This is a genomic window from Kitasatospora sp. NPDC058218 (assembly GCF_042882445.1).
Taxonomy (GTDB): domain Bacteria; phylum Actinomycetota; class Actinomycetes; order Streptomycetales; family Streptomycetaceae; genus Kitasatospora.
The window spans coordinates 1-19,840 of the sequence record NZ_JBHVWC010000062.1; the positions used below are offsets into that span (position 1 = coordinate 1).

Genomic DNA, 19,840 nt, shown 5'->3' on the forward strand with positions numbered 1-19,840 from the left:
CCGGCGGCGCCCCCGCGCCCCCCCCCCCCGCCGCGGGGGGGGGGGGCCGGCCCGGCGCCCCCCCGGGGGGGCCCGCCCCCCCGGGCGACTTCGCATGCGGCGTCGGGGCCGGTTCGGGGCGGAATATTCCACCGGCACGGGTATTCCGGGGGACCGCCGACGTGGTCGAACTGAGGGGCGAGCAATTCGAGCCCGATCGCGCTCCGGGTCATTACGTTCCGTACATGGAGAGTTGCGGACGTGATAGAATCCGACCCGGTGCATGTGAATGCGCGCAAAGTCGATCAGGCCGGGGGCGGCGGCCCCGGCAGGTTTCTCCGACAGCTTTCCCGGGGTGGCGATCCAGGCCGATCCGGACCGGGCACGATCCACCCCGGCACATGTTCCGCCGGGCATGATCCCGCCGGGCCGGGTGACGGCTTGCGGAATCGGCGCCTCCATTGTCGCCCTGCGGCATGTCTCCGTGCGTTTCACCCGTCGCTCACCACATTTCCGGAGCGCTCCCATGGCCAAGCAGAATCGTGCCGTCCGCACACGGCAGGAACTGATCCGTTCTGCCGCAGAGACCTTCGCCCGATCCGGCTTCGCGGAATCCTCCATTACGCAGATCTGCGTCCGGGCCGGTCTCAGCCACGGCGCGCTGCACTTCCACTTCGGGAACAAGCGAGCACTCGGGGAGGCGGTCGAATCCGCCGCCGCGGAAACCCTGCTGCACATCACCGGCAACATTCCGCTGCGGCACCCCGCACCGCTCCAGCTCCTCGTCGACACCTCGCACACGCTGGCCCAGCGGCTGTCCTGCGACGCGGTGCTGCGGGCGGGATTCTGCCTCGGCAGTGACGCGACCTGGCCGGGCGGCGCGAATCTGTGGCAGCAGTGGCAGGACTGGGTCCAGCTGATGCTGACCGTCGCCAGGGCCCAGGGCAGTCTGGCCGCCGACATCGTGCTCGACGACGCGGTGGCCGCCATCACGGCCGTCATCGCGGGTCTGGAGGTGCTGGGGCGGCGGGATCCGCACTGGCACTCGCGCCAGGCGGTCACGCCGTTCTGGCGGCTGATGCTGCCGCAGCTCGCGGCGGCCGAGGTGCGGGCGGGGATCGCCCCGGAGGGCAGCTGCACGGGGCCCCCGGGGGGCCGGCCACCGGCCGCGGCCGGGGCCGAGGACGGCGGCCGGAGGGCGTCGCAGCCCTGTGACGCCCTGTCGTGCTGCTGACGTCCGGTACGGCGACGCGGCCTCGCGCCGCCGTACCGGACGTCCGGTCAGACGGGCCGCTCGCGACGGTTGGCGAGCGCGACGACCGCGTGGGCGGCCGAGGCCAGGGTGACGTGACGGTGCCAGCCGTTGAAGGACCGCCCCGTGAAGTCGCGGATGCCCACCCGGTCCGCGATCTCCGTGAAGTCCCGGTCGACCTTCTCGGTGAGCCGGCTGAGCCGGACCAGGGTCGCCGGGGAGACGGCGGTCAGGTTGGTCAGCCACAGCTCCGCGGGCCAGTGCCCGCCCTCCTCGCCGATGCCGAGCAGCAGCAGTTCCCCGCCCGCTCCGGCCTGCCCGCCGCCCGCCGCGGCCGGGACGGTCGGCGACGGCAGGCCGACGCGGATGGTGGCGGCCAGACCGGCCCGTGACGACGCGTGCGGGCCGTGCTCCCTGCCCGGGACGGGCCGCCGCATGTCCTTGGCCAGGCTCATGATCCGGTGGGCGGGCAGGGGCCTGCTCCCGGCGCCGGGCAGGACGGAGTCCAGTACGGCCAGCCGGAGGTCGCCGCCCACCCGGGCGAGCAGTGGCACGCCGTGGGCGCTGAGCTTCCCGAAGATCGTCATGGCCTGCGGCTCGCCGATGTCGAGCACCACGGGCCGGACCGGCAGCCCCCAGCCCGTCGTGGTCTCCAGGCAGGCCTCGATCATGCACTCGCCCAGGGTCTCCACACCGACCTCGTCCGGAATGGAGACCTGACTGCGCCGCAGATCGTCCTTGAGCCAGACCTCGGGCAGGTGCAGACGCCAGTTGACCGGGGTGCTCAGCTCCTCCGAGGCAGCCCAGACGCCGATGGCGTGCTGGGCGTTCAGCACCTGCCCCAGGGTGGGGAAGAAGTGCCGCTCCACGCCGACCGAGTGCCGTCCGGTCTTGGGGATGATCATCGGCTGCACCACCCACGCCTGCGGGGCCGCCGCACCGAGCAGGTGGTGGGCCAGGGCCCGGCGGATGGGCACCCAGTCCCAGGTGGAGCTGCAGATGAAGTGGTGCAGGTTCTGCTCCGACGCCGGTTTGCCGAGCAGTGCCGCGATGTTCCGGATCGACTTGCGCCCCTCCGTCTCCAGCAGGCCGCGCAGGTACTGCATGCCCTTCCTGCACTGGTCGCTGCGCGACAGGGAGGTGAACAGGATTGAGCAGAGTTCGGTCAGCAGGGCGTCGTGCGAGCCGGGCGGGAACGGTGTGCGGGCGTGCTGCACCGCGCCCGGGCCGGACGAGCCGCCGGCCACGGCGGGCTCGTCGGCCGCCACCGCGGCATCTCCGGGCGCGGGTGGGGGCGGCGGCCCGTCGCCGCCGTGGTTGCCCGTGGGGGCGGGGCGCAGCGGGGTGGCGGTGGTCGGGGCGGGCGATGGGAACACGGCGGGGCCGGCGGAACGGGCGGAGGGCTTCGACCGGTCGTTGCCGGTGACCGGAGCCGTGACGCGCCGCCGCTGTGCCAACGTCTGAGTGGTCAAGTCGTCTCCGTAGTCGAGGTGTTCGGGGGGACGCGCCGGACGGGGTGGCGGGGCCCGGGCTCGCGCGGTGATCGGGCCGGGGCGCGCGGGAACGGGGCCGGGCCGGCTCCGCCACCTTCGTCGCGGCATGCGTGGTCGCCGGTCGGGCCCGGAGCGGGAGCGGAGTCCGGCCGGGCCGGCCGTCGCCGGGGGCTCGCACCGCATGCGCCGGGTCAGTCGCCGGAGGGTGCGGGCACCGGCCTCCTCGTCGGCGTCGGCGGAGCGGTCGGCGGGCCGAGCCTCGGTCGATCAGGGCGAGCGGGGGACGGGCTGCTGAGCGGACGCCCGTCCCGTTGTGGTCGCGGGGTGTGCGGTGGACCGCCGGCGGGGTGCTGCCGGGGACGTCCGGTGAGGGTGAACTCCACTGCACACACTCCTGTTCCGAGGTCGGCGGCGGTCACGGAGGTCCTTGCGCGCTGCCCCCAGACAGTAAGGAGCGAACGGGGCCGACGGCATGGAACGGAGAGTGAGAGTGTCACGTTACCGGACAGTAGTCCTGTGAAGTCGCGGCGGTCGGGTCAGCCATCGGTCCGGCGGTCACGCGCCGCCGGCCCCCACGACCCCAGGGCGGCGATCAGATGGGCGACCGAGGCCAGCGTGATGTGGCGGTGCCAGCCCGGGAACGACCGCCCGCCGAAGTCCCGCACCCCCACGCTCTCGGAGATCGCGGTGAAGTCCCGCACGACCACCCCCGGCAGCCGGGTGAGCCGCAGCGCGGTGAGGACGGAGGGGGCGTCCGCGTTGGTGAGCCACAGTCGCCGGCGCGGGCGCCCGGCCGGGCGCCACTCGCCCAGCAGCAGCATCCGGTCACCGCGCGACGGCGAGGTCACCACCGGGATCGCCACCGCCGTCGTCGGGCCGTCGCCCGGGTTGACCTGCCGGCGCAGCCGCGGGAGGGACTCGGCGAGCTCGCCGGCGGTGCGCTCCCGGCCGCTGTAGCTGGGCAGTTCGGTCCGGTCGAGCCACAGCTGCGCCTGCGGCCCGACCCGCACCACGAAGGCGACCCCGATCGAGGCGAGGAAGCGGGCGACCGACACGGCGTCCACCTCGGCGACGTCCACGACGACCGGCCCGCGCAACACGCCGGCGATCTGCTGGACGTTGGCCACCGCGGCCCGGACGCAGTCCTCGATGGTGGCGACCGCGGCGTCGGCGGGAACGCTCGCCCGCTGCCGCAGCGGATCGGCCAGCCAACGGGCGGACAGCCGCAGCTGCCAGTCGACGGGGACGGCGCAGTGCCCGGAGGCCAGCCAGGCCCCCACCGCGTGCTGGCCGTTGACGATCCGCCCCAGGGGCAGCAGTTGCTGGTCGATGCCGACCGAGTGGGAGCCGGCCTTGGGTATCAGGATCGGTCTGATCACCCAGGCCTGCGGCGCCAGCGTCCGCTGCACCTGGCGGGCGAGGGCGTGCCGCACCGGCATCCACTCCCAGGGGGACGCGCTGATGAAGTGGTGCACGCTCTGCTGCGCCGCGGCGCCCTCGAACTGTGCCGCGATGCCGCGCAGGGTCTTGCGCCCCTCCAGCGCCAGCAGGCCGCGGACGTACTGCTCCGCCTTGAGCCGCTGGCCGCTGCGTCGCAGCGAGCCGAACAGCTCGCCGCTGAGCTCGGGGTCCAGGGCCGCCGCGGGGGCCGACTCGTCGGTTGCGCGAACAGGTTGGTGCAGGTGTCGCATGGTTGATCCCCCTGTGGTCCGCCACCCCAGCCGACCGGACGAGCCACCGCCCCGCATCGGTGTCGTCCGGCTCGAACTCCCAAAAGAGGACTGCTGTCCTGTTCTATTTTATACAGGCCGGCGCGGGCGGTGGCTGCCCTGTTGCGCCGCGGAGATGCCGTACGTCGCGACGCGATGACCGTGCCGGCCGGCCGGCACGGTCGCCGGGGCGCGGGCGCCGGGACGCTCGGGGGGTCGGTCTTCTCCCGAGGCCCTCAGCCGAGTTGTGCCGGCACCTCGGGCCGGCCGGCCTCCTCCAGCAGTCGCTTCGCGCGGTAGGGGGAGGAGTCCAGTCTGGCCAGCACGCCGGCACTGGCGATATTGGGGAGGACGAGTGCGAACAGGTTCGAGATCTCCTGCGACAGGGTGCGCTCCGGCAGGGTCTCGGTGATCAGTTGGACCCCGGTCCACGCCCCGACGAACAGCCGCGCGGTCTCCGCCGGGTCGACGTGCGTGAGCAGCTCGCCGCGCTCCTTCGCCTCGGTCAGCAGCCCCTGCCCCACCTCGATCCAGTCGGGCCACCGGGTGCCGAACAGGCCGCGGGACTTGACGTCGACGGACAGCCGGATCGCGGCGCTCAGCATCGGCTCCCGGGGCAGCCGGTGGGCGAGGAGCAGCGCGAGGTCCACCCATTCCTGCAGCTTGAAGGTCTGCGGGGTCAGCCCCTCCATGGTCACCGCCTCGGCCAGCACGCCGCGGGCCAGCTGCTCCTTGGTGGTGAAGTGGAAATACAGCCCGCCGCGGGTGAGTTGGATGCGTTCGATGAGGCCGCCGATGGTGGTCGCGTCGTATCCGAGCTCGTTGAACATCTCGGCCGCGGCCTCAAGGATCACTCGGCGGGTGTGGATCGCGCGCTCCTGCCTTGACACTTTATGCCTCCACTGCATTCTCTTTACCATTGCTTGAACTAGACTTGCCCATCATGGCTCGAAACCGACCGGAGAGCCGGTACTTGAATAGCACAGTCCGCTGAGCTGTGCAGACCCGTCAGACCAAGGGGGGGCCTTGCAAGACGTCACTCTCGCACCACGTCCATCCACTCCTTCGCCGACTCTCCTCGGCGCCTACGCACATCTTCGACGCGAAACCTCCGTCCTGGTCGCCGGCTGGGAGCGGCTGGGGGTCGACGAGTTCGGGCTGGACGTCCGATGGCCGGCCGTGCAGGTGGACCTGCCGTACGACCCGCGCATACTCGCCCAGACCATCCGGCAGAGCGGCCTGGTCGTCGCACATGCCGAGTACGACGTGCCGCTGACCCATCAAACCGTGCTGAGCACCCTGGACTTCACGGTCGATCCGGACTTCCGCGTGCCGCGCGGCCGGAGCGCGACGCTGGACGTGCGGGTCACGGTGTCGGCCGGCGAACGCAGCCGACGGGCCGTCAGCGCCCTGCGGATGGGCATCCTGGTCCGGTGCGAGGGCGCCCCGGTGGCCCGGGCGGACTCCGAGTTCGGCTGGATCTCGCCCGCGGCCTACCGGCGGGTCCGAGGTGACGGGCCCGGGGTCGGCTGGGGCGCCTGGTCGTTACCGGAGCCGATAGCCACCGGCCTCGTGGGCCGGCTCCGTGCCGCCGACGTGGCCCTCGCGCCGGGCGACCGGCCGCACCGCTGGCTGCTGCGCAACGACCCGGCCAACCACCTGCTCTTCGACCACCCCGTGGACCACGTACCGGGGTTGGCGCTGCTGGAGGCCGCGACCCAGGCCGCGCAGGCCCTGCGGGGCCGGTCGCCCTTCCTGCCCACCGGTGTCGCCACCAGCTACCGGCGCTACGTCGAGTTCGACCGGCCGTGCTGGATCGAGGCCGAGTACGTGCCGTCCGGCCACCCCGCGCTGCACGCCGTCCGGGTCACGGGCACGCAGGGCGGGGAGCAGGCCTTCCGGGTCGAGTTCAACGGCGGGCGGCGGTGACGTGGGCGGCGGCGGCCCGGCGTGGGCGGCTCACCGGCTGATCGCCGGTCGAGTCACTGATTGACGAAGCCGCCGTCCACCGGCAGGACCGTGCCGGTCAGGAACGGGCAGCGGTCGCTCAGCAGCCAGGCCGCCGCCTCCGCGATCTCCTCCGGAGCCGCCGTGCGCCCTTGCGGCGTCAGCGAGTTGGCCAACTCCTCCAGGCCGGGGTTGCGGCCGAACCAGTCGGCCGTGATCTCGCTGCGGGTGGTTCCGGGGGCGACCGCGTTCACGCGGATGCCCTGCTTGGCGTACTCGTCGGCGGCGGCCCTGGTGAAGCCGATGACCGCGTGCTTGGAGGCGATGTAGGGAGCGGCGGCGGGGATCGCCACCAGGCCGGCCACACTGCTGTTGTTGACGATGCTGCCCCCGCCGTTCTCCAGCATCGCCGCTATCTCGTACCGCAGGCAGTTGAAGACGCCGCGCACATTGGTGTCCATGACGGTGTCGTAGACGTCGTCCGCCATCAGGTGCAGCGGGGTGCGGTCGCCGCCGATCCCCGCGTTGTTGAAGGCCGCGTCGAGCCGCCCGTACTCGGCCACCGCGAAGTCCACCGCCGCGGCGGCGTCCGGTGCGACGGCGACGTCGCCCACCACGTACTCGGCGCGGGCACCCTTGTCCCGCAGCTCGGCGGTCAGGGCGGCCAGCCGCTCCTCCCGGCGGGCGGTGAGGACCACGGCGGCGCCCTCCCGGGCGAAGACCCGGGCCGCTGCCGCGCCGATGCCGCTGCTCGCGCCGGTGATGAGGACGACTTTGCCGGAAAGGAGATCGTTATCCATGGCCGAAGTCTGGCAGGCCACCGCCGAGGAGGTCACGAGGTTCGCCGGTCTCCCTGTGGCCAAAGGGATATGACGACGACTCAGATTCTCCAAGGGGGCCCGCCGGTGGCCTTGACGGCGCCGTGCGCGGACGGCGGTGCTACGTGCCCGCAACAACCTGATGGACTATTCGTCACCTGACGGAGTACCGGTCACCTGACGAACTGCCGGTCACCTGACGAAGTGCGGCGACGAACGTTGGCGGCATCTCCGTTCTGCTACATGATTCAGGGGGTTGCGGGAGGTCGCCGACGGTTCGGCGCCGATCGATCCGGTGCGGCGGTTCAGCCCGGCTTCTCCGCCCGCGGCCCTCGTGTTTCATCGGTGTTCACGCAGGACGAACGAGGAGATCCAAGGCCGCGCCGACGCTGCGGCGACTGCTGCCCCGGTCCGTGTGGATTCGATTTCCGGCTCTGTTGACAGTTGCGCGAAATGCTCGCCTGCTCGGCCGTGGGGCGACTGCGCCCATCGCCCATTCGCGATTTGGAGAAATCGGTGGAAAGTACTCTGCTCGATATCCGACTGGAAAGCGCGTTGCAGCAGCCGCCTTGGGAAGACGCTGCGCTGGTCCGACAGGTGAGGAAGGAACTGGCCACCCGCCCCGCACTCGTCGAGGCGGAGGACGTCCGCACGCTGCGCGCGCTGCTGGCCCGGGTCGCCGCGGGCGAGGCCCACGTGGTGCAGGCGGGCGACTGCGCGGAGGACCCGGCCGAATGCACCCCCGGCTACGTGGCGCGCAAGGTCGGCGTGCTCGACCTGCTCGCGGGCGCGCTCCAACTGGACACCTGCAAGCCGGTGGTGCGGGTCGGCCGGATGGCCGGACAGTTCGCCAAGCCCCGCTCCAACCCCACCGAGCGGGTCGGGAACGTCGAACTGCCGGTCTATCGCGGACACATGGTCAACAGCCCGGAGCCCGACCCCGAGCTGCGGCGCCCCGACCCGTTGAGACTGCTGACGGGATATCAGACCGCCCATGACGTCATGGGACACCTGGGGTGGCGCAGCCGCGGCGGTCCGCTCTCCATCGGTACGCCCGTCTGGACGAGCCACGAGGCGCTGCTGCTCGACTACGAAGTCCCCATGCTGCGCCGCGACGACGAGGGGCGGCTGCTGCTCGCGTCCACGCACTGGCCCTGGATCGGTGAGCGGACCAGGCAGGTCGACGGAGCGCATGTCGCGCTGCTCGCCGAGGTGAGCAACCCGGTGGCCTGCAAGGTCGGCCCGAAGATGGCGGTCGACGAGCTGCTGGCCCTGTGCGAACGGCTCGACCCCCGGCGTGAGCCGGGCCGGCTCACCCTGATCGCCCGGATGGGCGTCGAGGCGGTGACCGAGCGGCTGCCCGCCCTCGTCGCGGCCGTCCGCAGCGCGGGGCACCCGGTGATCTGGCTCACCGACCCGATGCACGGCAACACCGTCAGCACTCCGGACGGACTCAAGACCCGTTTCGTACAGGCGATTTCGCGTGAGGTCAGGGAGTTCCAGCACGCGGTCCGCAACGCCGGTGGCACGCCGGGCGGGCTCCACCTGGAGACCACCCCCGACGACGTGACCGAATGCGTCCAGAGCGAGTCCCGGATCGACGAGGTCGGGGCCAAGTACACGAGCTTCTGCGACCCGCGGCTCAACCCGGGCCAGGCGCTGTCCGTGGTGTCGGCCTGGTGGCTGACCGGCCGATCGACCCCGGTGGGCGCGGCCGGCGGCCAGGCCTGATCTCCTGCCGCGGCCCGGCAGCGCGACGCGACCGCCCCCGGCAGCCGCGTCGCCGGGCCGCCCGGCCACACCGGTACGCCCCGGTCACGCCAGTACACCCCGGCCGCGCCGGAACTCCCGGTCGGACCGCTTGCCCGACCACATCGGCGCGTCCGGCCCCACCGGAGCTCCCAGCCACACCAACGATCCGATTCAGGAGAGGAAGGCCATGGCGGGCATACCCCCCATCGCGCCGTACCCGATGCCGACCGCGGCCGACCTGCCCGGCAACACCGCCCGGTGGACCGTGGACCCGGCCCGGGCGGTGCTGCTCGTGCACGACATGCAACGCTACTTCCTGCGCCCGTTCCCCGAGGCCGTCCGCGACCAACTCGTGGGCAACGCCGCCCGGTTGCGCGAACGCAGCGCCGCGCTGGGCATCCCGGTGGCCTACACCGCACAGCCCGGCGGCATGACCGAGGAGCAGCGCGGCCTGCTCAAGGACTTCTGGGGCCCGGGCATGCGGGTCGACCCGGTCGACCGGCAGGTCGTCGAGCCGCTCGAACCGGCGCCGGACGACTGGGTGTTCACCAAGTGGCGCTACAGCGCCTTCTTCCGCTCCGACCTGCTGGAGCGGATGCGCGAGCGCGGCCGCGACCAGCTCGTCATCTGCGGCGTCTACGCCCACGTCGGCGTGCTGATGAGCGCGGTCGAGGCGTTCACCAACGACATCCAGCCGTTCCTGGTCGCCGACGCGACCGCCGACTTCTCCGAGGAGTACCACCGGCTGGCCCTCGACTACGCGGCGCAGCGCTGCGCCGTGGTCGTCACCGCCGACGACGTCCTCGCCCGGCTCCGGCCGCCCGCCGTCGCGGCCGGCGGCGTCCGGGAGGCGGGCGCATGACCGGGGCCGGGGCACCGCCGCCGTTCACCGTGGATCTGCTCGACCGCGTCCTGGCGCTGCGGCCGCCCGCCTTCGCCCTCATCCACCGCCCGGAGTCGACCGGGCCGGACGCGCTGGACGTGCTGGTCGGCACGGTGTCGACGCCGGGGACGCTGGCCGACCTCCCCGTTCCCGAAGGGCCCGCGCCCGGCGGCGGCGCGCGGCACGAGGTGCTGGCGGTCGTCCCCTACCGGCAGATCACCGAGCGCGGCTTCGCCTGTGCCGACGACGGCGAGCCGCTGATCGCGATGACCGTCACCGATCAGGGCGTCCTGCCGCTGGCCGAGGTGCTGCGGCGGCTCCCGGACGTGCCGATCACGCTGGCCGGCGGTCACTTCGACGTGGCCGACGAGGCCTACGCCGACACGGTGCGCAGGGTCATCGCGGACGAGATCGGCCAGGGCGAGGGGGCGAACTTCGTCATCAAGCGCTCGTTCCTCGCCGACATCACCGGCTACACGACGCACAGCGCGCTGTCGTTCTTCCGGCGGCTGCTCCAAGGGGAGTCCGGCGCCTACTGGACCTTCATCGTCCACACCGGGGCCCGCACCTTCGTCGGTGCCACCCCCGAGCGGCACCTCAGCCTCTCCGGCGGCAACGCCGTGATGAACCCGATCAGCGGCACCTACCGGTACCCGCCCGCGGGCCCCACGCTGCCGGAGGTGATGGACTTCCTCGCCGACCGCAAGGAGGCCGACGAGCTGTACATGGTGGTGGACGAGGAACTCAAGATGATGGCCCGGATCTGCGACACGGGTGGCCGGGTGGTGGGCCCGTACCTCAAGGAGATGGCCCGGCTCGCCCACACCGAGTACTTCATCGAGGGGCGCAGCACACGCGACCCGCGCGAGATCCTGCGCGAGACGATGTTCGCGCCGACCGTCACCGGCAGCCCGCTGGAGAGCGCCTGCCGGGTGATCCGCCGGTACGAGCCGCAGGGCCGCGGCTACTACAGCGGCGTGGTCGCCCTGATCGGGCGCGACGAGCACGGCGGCGCCGCCCTGGACTCGTCGATCCTGATCCGGACCGCCGACATCGACGACGCGGGCCGGGTGCGGATCGGCGTGGGCGCCACCTTGGTCCGCCACTCCGTCCCCGAGCAGGAGGTGGCCGAGACCAGGGCGAAAGCGGCAGGGCTGCTCGCGGCCCTGCAGGCGGACGGTCCGGCGGGCCGTGGCTCCGCACCGGCGGCCCGGGCCGCCGTTCCCGGGCCCCCGCCCGAGGACGGCCCGGTCCGGCTCGCCGGGCACCCGGACGTCCTGGCCGCCCTGGAGCGGCGCAATGCCACGATCGCCGGCTTCTGGCTGGCACCGGACGCGGCGCGGGCCCGGCCGGAGCCGCTCCTGACCGGGCGCCGAGTGCTGGTGGTGGACGCGGAGGACACCTTCACCGCCATGATCGACCACCAACTCCGCTCGCTCGGGCTGTCGGTGACGGTCCGCCGCTTCGACGAACCGCACCCGCCGGACGGGTACGACCTCGTCATCATGGGCCCCGGTCCGGGTGACCCGCGCGAGACGGGGCACCCCAAGATCGCGCGGCTGCGGTCGACGATCGACGTGCTGCTCCAGGAGCGGCGGCCGTTCTTCGCGGTCTGCCTCAGCCACCAGGTGCTCGGCCTGCGGCTCGGCCTGCCGTTGGTGCGCCGGGAGGCGCCCAACCAGGGCGTGCAGCGGGAGATCGACCTCTTCGGCGCCCGGGAGCGGGTGGGCTTCTACAACACCTTCGCCGCCCGCAGCGTCGAGGCCAAGGTGGAGTGCGAGGGGGTGGGCCTGGTGGAGGTGAGCCGGGACGCGGAGAGCGGCGAGGTGCACGCGCTGCGCGGTCCGCACTTCGCCTCGCTGCAGTTCCACGCCGAGTCGATCCTCACCGAGGACGGCGTCCGGCTGGTCGGCGGGCTGCTGACCGAGGTGCTGGCCGGCTGAGCGTCGAGCTCGGCGAGGGTCACCCACCTCGGCGGCGCCCGGTACGGCCGAGCGCGGGCACGGCAGCCGCGTCGCCGGCGGGGGCTCGACCCGGCCCCGGCCGGCCCCTGCCCGGTGCTCAGCCGGTGTTCAGCGGATGCTCGGCGGGTGCTCGGCCGGCGGGGCCGGTGGCTCCGGGAGCGGGTCCAGGCCGGCCGAGCGGGCGGCCGTGCGGAGCAGCCCGCGCAGCATGACGGTGCTCAGCCGGCCGGTGTTCGTGTTGCGCGGGCTGACGTGGTAGCACCCGTACAGCTCCAGCGGCGGGCCGCCGTCGGCGGCCGGCAGGGTGGCGTGGGCGCCGTGACCGAAGGCCGGCCGGGGCCGGGGCACCTGCCAGCCGGCGGCCGCGACCGCCGGGAGCAGCGCCTGCCAGGCGAACCCGCCGAGCGCGACGACGGTCCGCACGGTCGGCCGCAGCAGCTCCAGCTCGCGGGTGATCCACGGGCGGCAGGTGTCCCGTTCGGCGGTGGTCGGCTTGTTGTCGGGCGGCGCGCAGCGCACCGGATCGGTGATCCGGACGCCGTGCAGGCGCAGGCCGTCCCCGTGCCGGACGGACTCGGCGCGATTGGCCAGCCCGAGCTCGTACAGCGCGGCGTAGAGCAGGTCGCCGGAAGGGTCGCCGGTGAAGATCCGGCCGGTGCGGTTGCCGCCGTGTGCGGCGGGGGCGAGGCCGACCAGGACGAGCGGCGCGTCCGGTGGGCCGAAGCCGGGGATCGGGCGGCCCCAGTAGTCCCAGTCCAGGTAGGCGCGGCGCTTGGTGCGGGCGGTCTCCTCGCGCCAGGCGACCAGGCGGGGGCAGGCGCGGCAGCCGGTGACGACGCGGTCCAAGGCGTCGAGCCCGTCCGCGAGGGCGGCGGCCCCGGCCGGGTGGTGCGGGTCCGCGGGGTCGGTGGCCGGGCCGTCGTCGGCAGGCTGGGACATGAGGACGATCCTAGGGCCGGTGGTCAGCGGCAGGCGGTCGGCGGCCGTTCCGGCGGCGCTCCCGCAGGCGTAGCGTGGAATCGGCTGCTCCGGCGGCCCCCGGCCGGGCCGGGGCGGCGACCGCCGGGGCGGTGGTGCGCGCGCGAGGAGACCGCGATGCTGATATTCGATGCGGTGCTGGCGGCCATCGGGCTGGTGGCGGTGTGGGCCGGGCTGAGCGTCCGGGTGGTGCAGCAGTTCCAGCGGGGCGTGGTGTTCCGCTTCGGCCGGGTGCGCGATGAGGTCCGGGCGCCGGGGCTGGTGCGGCTGATGCCGGTGGCGGACCGGCTGCGCAGGGTGAACGTCCAGATCGTGACGATGCCGATCCCCGCCCAGGAGGGCATCACCCGCGACAACGTGACCGTCCGGGTGGACGCGGTCGTGTACTACCGGGTGGAGGACCCGGTGAAGGCGACCGTCAACGTCCAGGACTACAACTTCGCGATCTCCCAGGTCGCCCAGACCTCGCTGCGGTCGATCATCGGCAAGAGCGAGCTGGACGACCTGCTGGCCAACCGCGAGCCGATCAACCAGGGCCTGGAGCTGATGATCGACAGCCCGGCGCTGGGCTGGGGCATCGAGATCGACCGGGTCGAGATCAAGGACGTCGCCCTGCCGGAGTCGATGAAGCGCTCGATGTCCCGGCAGGCGGAGGCCGAGCGGGAGCGCCGCGCGAGGATCATCACGGCCGACGGCGAGTACCAGGCCTCGGCGCGGCTGTCGGAGGCGGCGGCGGTGATGAGCGCGACTCCGGCGGCGCTCCAACTGAGGCTGCTGCAGACCGTCGTCGAGGTGGCGGCGGAGAAGAACTCGACCCTGGTCCTGCCGTTCCCGGTGGAGCTGCTGCGGTTCCTGGACAGCGCGGTGGAGGTCAACCGCAAGACGGTGGGCAAGGGCGGCGAGGAGGCGCCGGTGGAGCCGTCGCAGGCCGAGCCGCCGCGACTGCCGGAGGTGGAGCAGCTCGAACTGCCGCCGCTGGAGGAGCTGCTGGAGCACCCGCCACTGGGCGGTCCGGACGGCGCCGACCGGGCACCGGGCGAGGAGGCGGACCGGGTGACGAACGGGGCCGAGCGCGACGGGCCGGGCCCGGTGGCGGTGCCCCCGGGCCCGGACCACGATGGAGTAACGGGAGTGGCAGGCACGTCAGGAGGCCGATCATGACCAGAGCCAGCGACATCATGCACCCGGGTGCGGAGTGCGTCGGTGAGCACGAGACCCTCGCCGCCGCCGCCCGGATCATGAGGGAACGCGACGTCGGGGCGCTGCCCATCTGCGGTGAGAGACAGAAGCTGCTCGGCATCGTGACCGACCGCGACATCGTGCTGAAGTGCGTCGCCGAGGGCCGTGACCCCGCGCAGGTGACGGCGGGCGAGCTCGCCCAGGGGCGCCCGATGACGGTCGAGGCGGACGAGGACGCCGAACAGGTGCTGCGGATGATGGAGCAGTACCGGGTCCGCCGGCTGCCGGTGATCAGCCACCCGGAGCACCAGATCGTCGGGATGATCAGCGAGGCGGACATCGCGCGCGGGCTGCCGCAGGCCCGGCTGGCGGAGTTCGTCTCGGCGGTCTGCGCGGAGGAGCCGCCGCGCTCGACGGAGGTGCAGGAGCCGCTGGCCGGGTAGGCGCCGGTCGGGATCCGACGCGCTGGCGCGGCCGGACTCCCGGGCGGGGATCGTGTGGTCCGAAACCCGGGCCCGAGGCGTGGTGATCAACCGGGCGGCGCAATCGCGCGCCGCCCGGTTCGCGCCGCGCACCCGCGCGGCGCCCGCCGAGAGGATCCCCGCCGCATGCAGCACCCCGGACTCGACCGCCGTACGTTCATGGGCACGGCCGCGGCCGCCGCCGGTGCGGGCCTGGCCACCGTGGCCGCCGCCGGGCCGGCCGCCGCCGAGCAGCCCGCCCCGGCGGTGACCACGGCGCCGGGCGCGACCGACACCGTGTACCGCTGGTTCGGCACCGCCGGGTGGCGGATCGACCACGGTCGGCGCACCGTCCTGTTCGACCCCTACCTGACGCGCTTCCCCACCGGCCTGTACGACGGCACGTTCAGCGAGCGGACCGCGCTCACGGTGAACACCCGGCTGGTCGACGCGCACGTCGGGCGGCCGGAGCTGATCCTGGTCAGCCACAGTCACTGGGACCACGTCAACGACGTGCCGCACATCGCCGTCACCACCGGCGCGACCGTCGTCGGCACCGAGACCACCTACCACCTGCTGCGCGCGCTGGGGGTGCCGGCCGGGCAACTGGTCGTGGTCCGGGGCGGCGAGGTCCTGGACTTCGGCGACGGACTGGTGGTGCGGGCGGTTTCGAGCCGGCACAGCCGCAACCGCGGGCACCAGTACTTCGCGCCGGGCACCCTGCACGCGATGCCGCCCCAGCCGCCCACCACCATCGGCGAGTTGCCGGAGGGGGACACACTGGCCTTCCAACTCTCCTTCGCCCAGGGCCCGTCGGCCTTCCTGATGGGGGCGAGCGACTTCGCCGAGCGCGAACTGGCAGGCCTGCGCCCGGACATCGCGATGGTCGCGGTGCCCGGCAGCACCGCCACCCACCGCTACGTGCCCCGCCTGCTGGACGCGCTCGGCCACCCGGGCACGGTGGTCCCCGTGCACTGGGACAGGTTCGAGACGGAACTGGTCAACCCGGTCCGGCAGGACGCCGACCTCGGCGCCTTCCTGGCCCAGGTGCGCCAGGCCTCGCCGCGCGCCCGGGTGGTCGTCCCGGACTACCTCACCCCGCGCACCTTCCGGTAGCGCCCGGTCCCGGTGGGCGTCGCGGGGCGAGCCCGCTCAGGTCGGCTGGGTCTCCAGTTCACGGTCGACGGGGCGCAGCGCGCGTGCCGCGAGGGTGTCCGGGTGCTCCTCGCCGAGGCGCCGGGCGAGGTCGGCGACGGCCCGACGGTGCCGCTCGGGGCCCGCCGGGTCGGCCCCGCTCCGCAGCAGGGTGAGCGCCAGGTCGGCCACAGCGGCGAGGGCGTCCGGGTGGTCCGGACCGTAGCGGGTGGTCAGACCGGTCAGGGCGCGGCGGTGCAGCTGCTCAGCCTCGGCCCAACGGCCCTCGTCCGCCAGCGCGTTGGCGAGGTTGGCGGTCGCGGCCAGGGTGAAGGGGTGCGCCGGTCCGACCGCCCGGTGCAGGGCGTCCGCCGTCGCGCGGCCGTGCCGGGCCGCCGAACGGGAGTCTGCGGCGCGCCGTAGGTAGACGCCGAGGTTGTTGGCGCAGGCCAGCGTGAACGGGTGCTCGTCGTCGAACATCCGCCGGTACGCGCCGTGGACGCGGACGGTCAGCTCGTGGGCGGCCGTCTGGTCGCCGGCGGCGCTGTGGTCGGCGGCCCGGCTGAGCACGCAGACCAGTGCGTCGGGTGTGCCGAGGCCGTACCGGTCCCGGTAGCGTTCGAAGGTCTCCGCGGTGATCCGGCGGGCCTCGGCGAGCCGGCCGGTGCGGCGCAGCGCGGCGCCCAGCAGGGTCGCGTTGCGCAGGTGCTCGGGCAGATCGGGGCCGAGGACACCGTCGAGGTCGGCCATCACCTCCCGAAGGAGCTCGATCGCGCCCTCGTGGTCGCCGAGTTCGCGCAGGTCCCGGGCGAGGCAGGTCTTGGTGGAGAGGGTGTAGGGGTGACGCGGGCCGAGGACGGCGGTGCGCCGTTCCAGGTTCTCCCGGTCCAGGTCGTGGGCGGCCGCGCTGTCGCCGGCCAGCCGGTGGTCGATCGCCAGGTTGTTCGCCATGGCGAGGGTGCGCGGGTGGTCGTCGCCGAACAGCGCGCGGACCTGGTCGAGGGTCCGACGGTCCAGGTCGAGCGCCTCCCGGAACCGGCCGAGGTTCCGGAGGTCGGCGCCGAGCGAGCCGGCGGTCAACAGGGTGTGCGGGTGGTGTTCGCCGAGCAGTGCCCGCTGGCGTGCCAGCGTGAACTCGTCCAGGGCGCGTGCGGCGGCGTGCTTGCCCTGGGCGCGCAGCACGTTGGCGGTCTGGAAGCGCAGCAGCAGGGTCTGTTCGTCGTCGGAGCCGAGCTGCTCGACCCAGAGGGCGTCGAGCGAGCGCCCGAGGGCCAGGGCCTGGTCCAGCTCGCCGCGTTTCCAGAGGTAGCGGACCCGGTCGATCAGCAGCACCCTGGTCTCCGGCTCGTCGCAGAGCGGAGCCTCGGACGGCTCCAGGTGCGGCCAGATCTCCTCGAAGGCGGGCCAGTTGGCCGGATCGTCGGTCTCGCCGACGAGCGGCCGGGCGCCGGTGAGGATCCGGTGCACGGTGTGCTTGGCGACGGCCCGGTCCAGTGGCGCGCCGAGCTCGTCCCGCACCACCGCCTGGACCAGCCGGTGCAGTTGGAGCCCACCGGCCTCGGCGTCCACCCGGGCGAGGGAGTAGCGGCCGAGGGCCCGGACGGCGGCGGCGACGGCGAAGGCGTCGGTCACCGCCGGGTCGACCTCGCCGAGGGCCTCGACCATCCGGTCGCCGTAGAGCAGGCCGGTGGAGATCGGCTCGGGCGCGAAGTAGGCGCAGAGTTGCAACAGCCTCGCGGCGGCCGGGGACTGCACGCGCAGACGGCTGATCGAGACGCCCCAGGTGGCGGCCACCGAGCGCGGGTAGTCGAAGGCGCCCTCGGCGGAGAGCGCGTGCCGGAGCCGGGCGAGGTACGCGGGCACGGGCATCGCGGTCGCGTCCAACCAGGCGGCGGCGACCTCGACGGCCAGCGGCAGGTCGCCGAGCGCCTCGGCCACCGCGTCGGCGTTGCCGGCGGTGAGCCCGCGCACCCGGCGACACAGGTGCTCGGTGCTCTCCCGGCGGGTGAAGACATCGACCTCCAGGGCGTCGGCGGCCCTGGTCCAGCCGAGGTTGCGTGAGGTGACCAGGATCCGGCCGGGTCCGTCCGGGAAGTAGCAGCGGATGTCGGCCGGCTCGTCGGCGTTGTCGAAGACCAGCAGCCAGCGCGTGGTCGGAGTGCCGCGGCCCAACGCCTCGCGGGCCGCCTCGGCGGCCTCCGCGACCGAGTCGCCGACCGGCAGCCCGAGCCGCCGGGCCAGGCCGGCCAGCGCGAGGGCCACCGACTCGGTCTGCTCGGCGTCGATCCACCAGATCAGGTCGTACTCGGCCCGGTACCGGTGCGCGTACTCCAGGGCGAGCTGGGTCTTTCCGATGCCGCCCAGCCCGTAGAGGGTCTGGGAGCTCGGCAGGACGGCGGCCACGCCCGCGCCGAGCCGGTGGTGCAGGTGCTCCAGCACCCCCTGGCGGCCGGTGAAGGACGGGTGGCGGGGCGGCACCTTGAAGTGCGTCGGGACGGAGCCGGGGTAGCGCAGGCCGGTCAGGTCGGGATCCTGCGGGGTGCCGCCCAGCGCGGCGAGCAGGGCCGCGGCGGCCTGGCCGGGGTCGAGCCCGACGAGGTCCACCACCGGGCCGTCGACGGGGACCGGCTCGATGCGGACGGTGACGGCCGGGCCGTCGGCCGGCGGGGCCTCGGGCCGGGATCCGGGCGGGTGCTCCGCCCCGGGCCGGGCCGCGCGATCGCGCAGCAGGGCGGGGGAGAGCAGGGTGACCGTCCGGTCGCCCTGCTCCGGGAGGACGGTCAGGCCCGCCCGGCGCAGGACGGCTTCGGCCCAGCGGGCCCAGAGCGCGTCCTCGGGAGCGTGGACGAGGGTGACCGCGGCGCTTTCGAACGGGATCCGGCACAGCTCGCAGTCGGTGGGCCGGGATCCACCCGCGCCGGGGAGCGCGGCTCCTCTGCGCGGTCGGATCCCGGTCCCGGTGCCGGGACCGGCGAGGAGCCGGGTGGCCGCCTCCGCCAGGTCGGCCGGGAGCGGGCCGACGCGGGCCGCGAGGTCGGACAGCTCCCGGGCGGGCAGGGCCAGGTCGTGCACGGCCAGCCGGTCGGCCAGGTAGCCGGCCGCCTCCTCGGGCGTGAAGGGGGCGACCCGGACCAGCCGGCGCCGACTGGTCCGCAGGCCCTGGTCGGCACGGCGGGTGGTGACCAGGAGCCGGCCGGTGGCGCTCGGGGCGGGCCAGAGGCCGAGCAGGTCGGCGGGGTCCGCCAGACCGTCGAGGACGATCAGCCAGCGCCGGTCGGTGGTGTTCAGCCAGGCGAGCAGGAGCTCCGCCGCCTCCGGGCCGGCGCCGAGGCCGAGCCGCCGCGCGGCCGAGGCGTAGGCGTGCCGGATCGACGCGCCGCTGCCCGCGTCCGCCCACAGCACCACGTCCACCGCCGCCGTGCGAAGCGCCAGCTGGACGTGGTGGGCGGCGGCCTGGGTCTTTCCGGTGCCGGCCGGGCCGCTGAGCACCGCCGACGGGAGGGTGCCGGCTGAACCGGAGCGGCCGGCACCGCCGGGGAGGGCGAGTGCGCCGTCGACGGCCGCCCGGTGGCGGAAGCAGTCGGCGAGCATCGGGACGGTACCGATCCGGACCGGTCGGCCGTCGGTGGGTACGGCGACGGCGTGCGTGGCGTGCAGGTGGACGTCGCGGATGCGCTCCGCCACCACGCCGCCCGAGTTGACGAGATCGCGCCCGCTGGACACGCCGCCGTGCGGGGCGGCGGGGCCGGGGACTGCCCCGGGAGCGGTCAGCGCGGAGCCGCTCCCGGCGGGGTAGGGCGGTCGGGAACGCCGATGGTGACCGGGCCGCCGAAGTCGCGGCCGATGGCGCCGCCGTGGTTGGTGACGTCCCCGCCGGCGGTCACCCCGCTGTCCGCCGCCCGTACCTGGACGCGGTCGGGCGCGGTGCCGGCCGCGGCCAGTTCGATCAGGGCCCGGAGCTGTGCGCCGGCCGCCGCCTGCTCGATCGGGTCCAGTCCGTCCAGGAAGTCCTCCAGCCTGGTCTGCCAGGACGCCGCCTGCCGGCCGGCGACGCCCTCCCGCTCCTCGGGAGCGGCCGCCTCCAGCGCCTGCCCGGTCCGGTCGAGGCGTTCCAGCGCGGCCTGCTCGACCTCCGGCCGGCCTCGGCCCAGCAGGCGGGCCACCCGTTCCCGCACGGCCGTCCAGACATCCGTCCCGGCGGCCTGGACGATCCCCGCCCCGCCGGCCGCCGCCAGCGCCGTGAAAGCCTCCACCAGCATCGCCCGTAACCCCCTGCAGATCGGAGAAGGAC

15 protein-coding genes are annotated in these 19,840 nt (G+C 74.1%); 8 read left to right on the top strand and 7 right to left on the bottom strand.

Going from position 1 to position 19,840, the window contains the following annotated elements:
• Positions 1 to 505: 505 nt before the first annotated feature.
• Complete coding sequence (locus tag ACFVYI_RS32440; RefSeq protein WP_387892206.1) at positions 506 to 1,213, top strand: ScbR family autoregulator-binding transcription factor; 708 nt, start codon at positions 506 to 508, stop codon at positions 1,211 to 1,213.
• A gap of 47 nt (positions 1,214 to 1,260) precedes the next feature.
• On the opposite strand, the gene ACFVYI_RS32445 is transcribed toward ACFVYI_RS32440, so the two are convergent.
• The 3 genes from ACFVYI_RS32445 to ACFVYI_RS32455 all read right to left on the bottom strand — a co-directional run bounded on the left by ACFVYI_RS32445 (position 1,261) and on the right by ACFVYI_RS32455 (position 5,323).
• Positions 1,261 to 2,703, bottom strand: coding sequence for an IS701 family transposase (locus ACFVYI_RS32445; RefSeq protein WP_387892208.1), 1,443 nt, complete (start codon positions 2,701 to 2,703; stop codon positions 1,261 to 1,263).
• A 557-nt stretch (positions 2,704 to 3,260) separates the two neighbouring features.
• Positions 3,261 to 4,415 carry an IS701 family transposase gene (locus ACFVYI_RS32450; RefSeq protein WP_387892210.1) on the bottom strand — a complete coding sequence of 385 codons (1,155 nt, stop codon included), beginning with the start codon at positions 4,413 to 4,415 and terminating at the stop codon, positions 3,261 to 3,263.
• Between the two features lie 254 nt (positions 4,416 to 4,669).
• Positions 4,670 to 5,323 (bottom strand): ScbR family autoregulator-binding transcription factor, encoded by a 654-nt coding sequence (locus ACFVYI_RS32455; protein WP_387892211.1) that lies wholly within the window; start codon positions 5,321 to 5,323, stop codon positions 4,670 to 4,672.
• A 136-nt stretch (positions 5,324 to 5,459) separates the two neighbouring features.
• On the opposite strand from ACFVYI_RS32455, the gene ACFVYI_RS32460 reads away from it, so the two are divergent.
• Complete coding sequence (locus ACFVYI_RS32460; RefSeq protein ID WP_387892212.1) at positions 5,460 to 6,362, top strand: ScbA/BarX family gamma-butyrolactone biosynthesis protein; 903 nt, start codon at positions 5,460 to 5,462, stop codon at positions 6,360 to 6,362.
• A 53-nt stretch (positions 6,363 to 6,415) separates the two neighbouring features.
• On the opposite strand, the gene ACFVYI_RS32465 is transcribed toward ACFVYI_RS32460, so the two are convergent.
• On the bottom strand, positions 6,416 to 7,180 hold the full coding sequence (locus ACFVYI_RS32465; RefSeq protein ID WP_387892213.1) for a glucose 1-dehydrogenase: 765 nt from the start codon (positions 7,178 to 7,180) through the stop codon (positions 6,416 to 6,418).
• 534 nt (positions 7,181 to 7,714) lie between these two features.
• On the opposite strand from ACFVYI_RS32465, the gene ACFVYI_RS32470 reads away from it, so the two are divergent.
• The 3 genes from ACFVYI_RS32470 (at position 7,715) to ACFVYI_RS32480 (ending at position 11,776) form a co-directional block, all read left to right on the top strand.
• Positions 7,715 to 8,929 (top strand): 3-deoxy-7-phosphoheptulonate synthase, encoded by a 1,215-nt coding sequence (locus tag ACFVYI_RS32470; protein WP_387892214.1) that lies wholly within the window; start codon positions 7,715 to 7,717, stop codon positions 8,927 to 8,929.
• Between the two features lie 208 nt (positions 8,930 to 9,137).
• Positions 9,138 to 9,812 carry an isochorismatase family protein gene (locus tag ACFVYI_RS32475; protein WP_387892216.1) on the top strand — a complete coding sequence of 225 codons (675 nt, stop codon included), beginning with the start codon at positions 9,138 to 9,140 and terminating at the stop codon, positions 9,810 to 9,812.
• The gene (locus tag ACFVYI_RS32480; protein WP_387892217.1) at positions 9,809 to 11,776 is read left to right on the top strand and encodes an anthranilate synthase family protein; all 1,968 of its coding nucleotides are present in this window, start codon (positions 9,809 to 9,811) and stop codon (positions 11,774 to 11,776) included. Before ACFVYI_RS32475 ends, ACFVYI_RS32480 begins: the two co-directional genes overlap by 4 nt.
• Positions 11,777 to 11,905: 129 nt before the next feature.
• On the opposite strand, the gene ACFVYI_RS32485 is transcribed toward ACFVYI_RS32480, so the two are convergent.
• Complete coding sequence (locus tag ACFVYI_RS32485) at positions 11,906 to 12,736, bottom strand: uracil-DNA glycosylase (protein ID WP_387892219.1); 831 nt, start codon at positions 12,734 to 12,736, stop codon at positions 11,906 to 11,908.
• 156 nt (positions 12,737 to 12,892) lie between these two features.
• On the opposite strand from ACFVYI_RS32485, the gene ACFVYI_RS32490 reads away from it, so the two are divergent.
• The 3 genes from ACFVYI_RS32490 to ACFVYI_RS32500 all read left to right on the top strand — a co-directional run bounded on the left by ACFVYI_RS32490 (position 12,893) and on the right by ACFVYI_RS32500 (position 15,531).
• Positions 12,893 to 13,936 carry an SPFH domain-containing protein gene (locus ACFVYI_RS32490; protein WP_387892221.1) on the top strand — a complete coding sequence of 348 codons (1,044 nt, stop codon included), beginning with the start codon at positions 12,893 to 12,895 and terminating at the stop codon, positions 13,934 to 13,936.
• The gene (locus ACFVYI_RS32495; protein ID WP_387892223.1) at positions 13,933 to 14,397 is read left to right on the top strand and encodes a CBS domain-containing protein; all 465 of its coding nucleotides are present in this window, start codon (positions 13,933 to 13,935) and stop codon (positions 14,395 to 14,397) included. Before ACFVYI_RS32490 ends, ACFVYI_RS32495 begins: the two co-directional genes overlap by 4 nt.
• A gap of 165 nt (positions 14,398 to 14,562) precedes the next feature.
• Positions 14,563 to 15,531, top strand: a complete 969-nt coding sequence (locus ACFVYI_RS32500; RefSeq protein ID WP_387892224.1) for an MBL fold metallo-hydrolase — start codon at positions 14,563 to 14,565, stop codon at positions 15,529 to 15,531.
• 36 nt (positions 15,532 to 15,567) lie between these two features.
• On the opposite strand, the gene fxsT is transcribed toward ACFVYI_RS32500, so the two are convergent.
• Both fxsT and ACFVYI_RS32510 read right to left on the bottom strand, forming a co-directional pair.
• The gene (gene fxsT / locus ACFVYI_RS32505) at positions 15,568 to 19,272 is read right to left on the bottom strand and encodes an FxSxx-COOH system tetratricopeptide repeat protein (RefSeq protein WP_387892226.1); all 3,705 of its coding nucleotides are present in this window, start codon (positions 19,270 to 19,272) and stop codon (positions 15,568 to 15,570) included.
• A gap of 44 nt (positions 19,273 to 19,316) precedes the next feature.
• A complete protein-coding gene (locus tag ACFVYI_RS32510; RefSeq protein ID WP_387892228.1) occupies positions 19,317 to 19,808 on the bottom strand; it encodes a hypothetical protein in 492 nt (163 codons plus the stop codon).
• Positions 19,809 to 19,840: the final 32 nt, after the last annotated feature.

Bases quoted from the DNA above. Each gene is read 5' to 3' on its own strand.
- ACFVYI_RS32440 (WP_387892206.1), top strand. From the start codon at position 506: ATGGCCAAGCAGAATCGTGCCGTCCGCACACGGCAGGAACTGATCCGT.
- ACFVYI_RS32510 (WP_387892228.1), bottom strand. From the start codon at position 19,808: ATGCTGGTGGAGGCTTTCACGGCGCTGGCGGCGGCCGGCGGGGCGGGG.
- ACFVYI_RS32490 (WP_387892221.1), top strand. From the start codon at position 12,893: ATGCTGATATTCGATGCGGTGCTGGCGGCCATCGGGCTGGTGGCGGTG.
- ACFVYI_RS32495 (WP_387892223.1), top strand. From the start codon at position 13,933: ATGACCAGAGCCAGCGACATCATGCACCCGGGTGCGGAGTGCGTCGGT.
- ACFVYI_RS32475 (WP_387892216.1), top strand. From the start codon at position 9,138: ATGGCGGGCATACCCCCCATCGCGCCGTACCCGATGCCGACCGCGGCC.
- ACFVYI_RS32485 (WP_387892219.1), bottom strand. From the start codon at position 12,736: ATGTCCCAGCCTGCCGACGACGGCCCGGCCACCGACCCCGCGGACCCG.
- ACFVYI_RS32465 (WP_387892213.1), bottom strand. From the start codon at position 7,180: ATGGATAACGATCTCCTTTCCGGCAAAGTCGTCCTCATCACCGGCGCG.
- ACFVYI_RS32500 (WP_387892224.1), top strand. From the start codon at position 14,563: ATGCAGCACCCCGGACTCGACCGCCGTACGTTCATGGGCACGGCCGCG.
- ACFVYI_RS32450 (WP_387892210.1), bottom strand. From the start codon at position 4,415: ATGCGACACCTGCACCAACCTGTTCGCGCAACCGACGAGTCGGCCCCC.
- ACFVYI_RS32480 (WP_387892217.1), top strand. From the start codon at position 9,809: ATGACCGGGGCCGGGGCACCGCCGCCGTTCACCGTGGATCTGCTCGAC.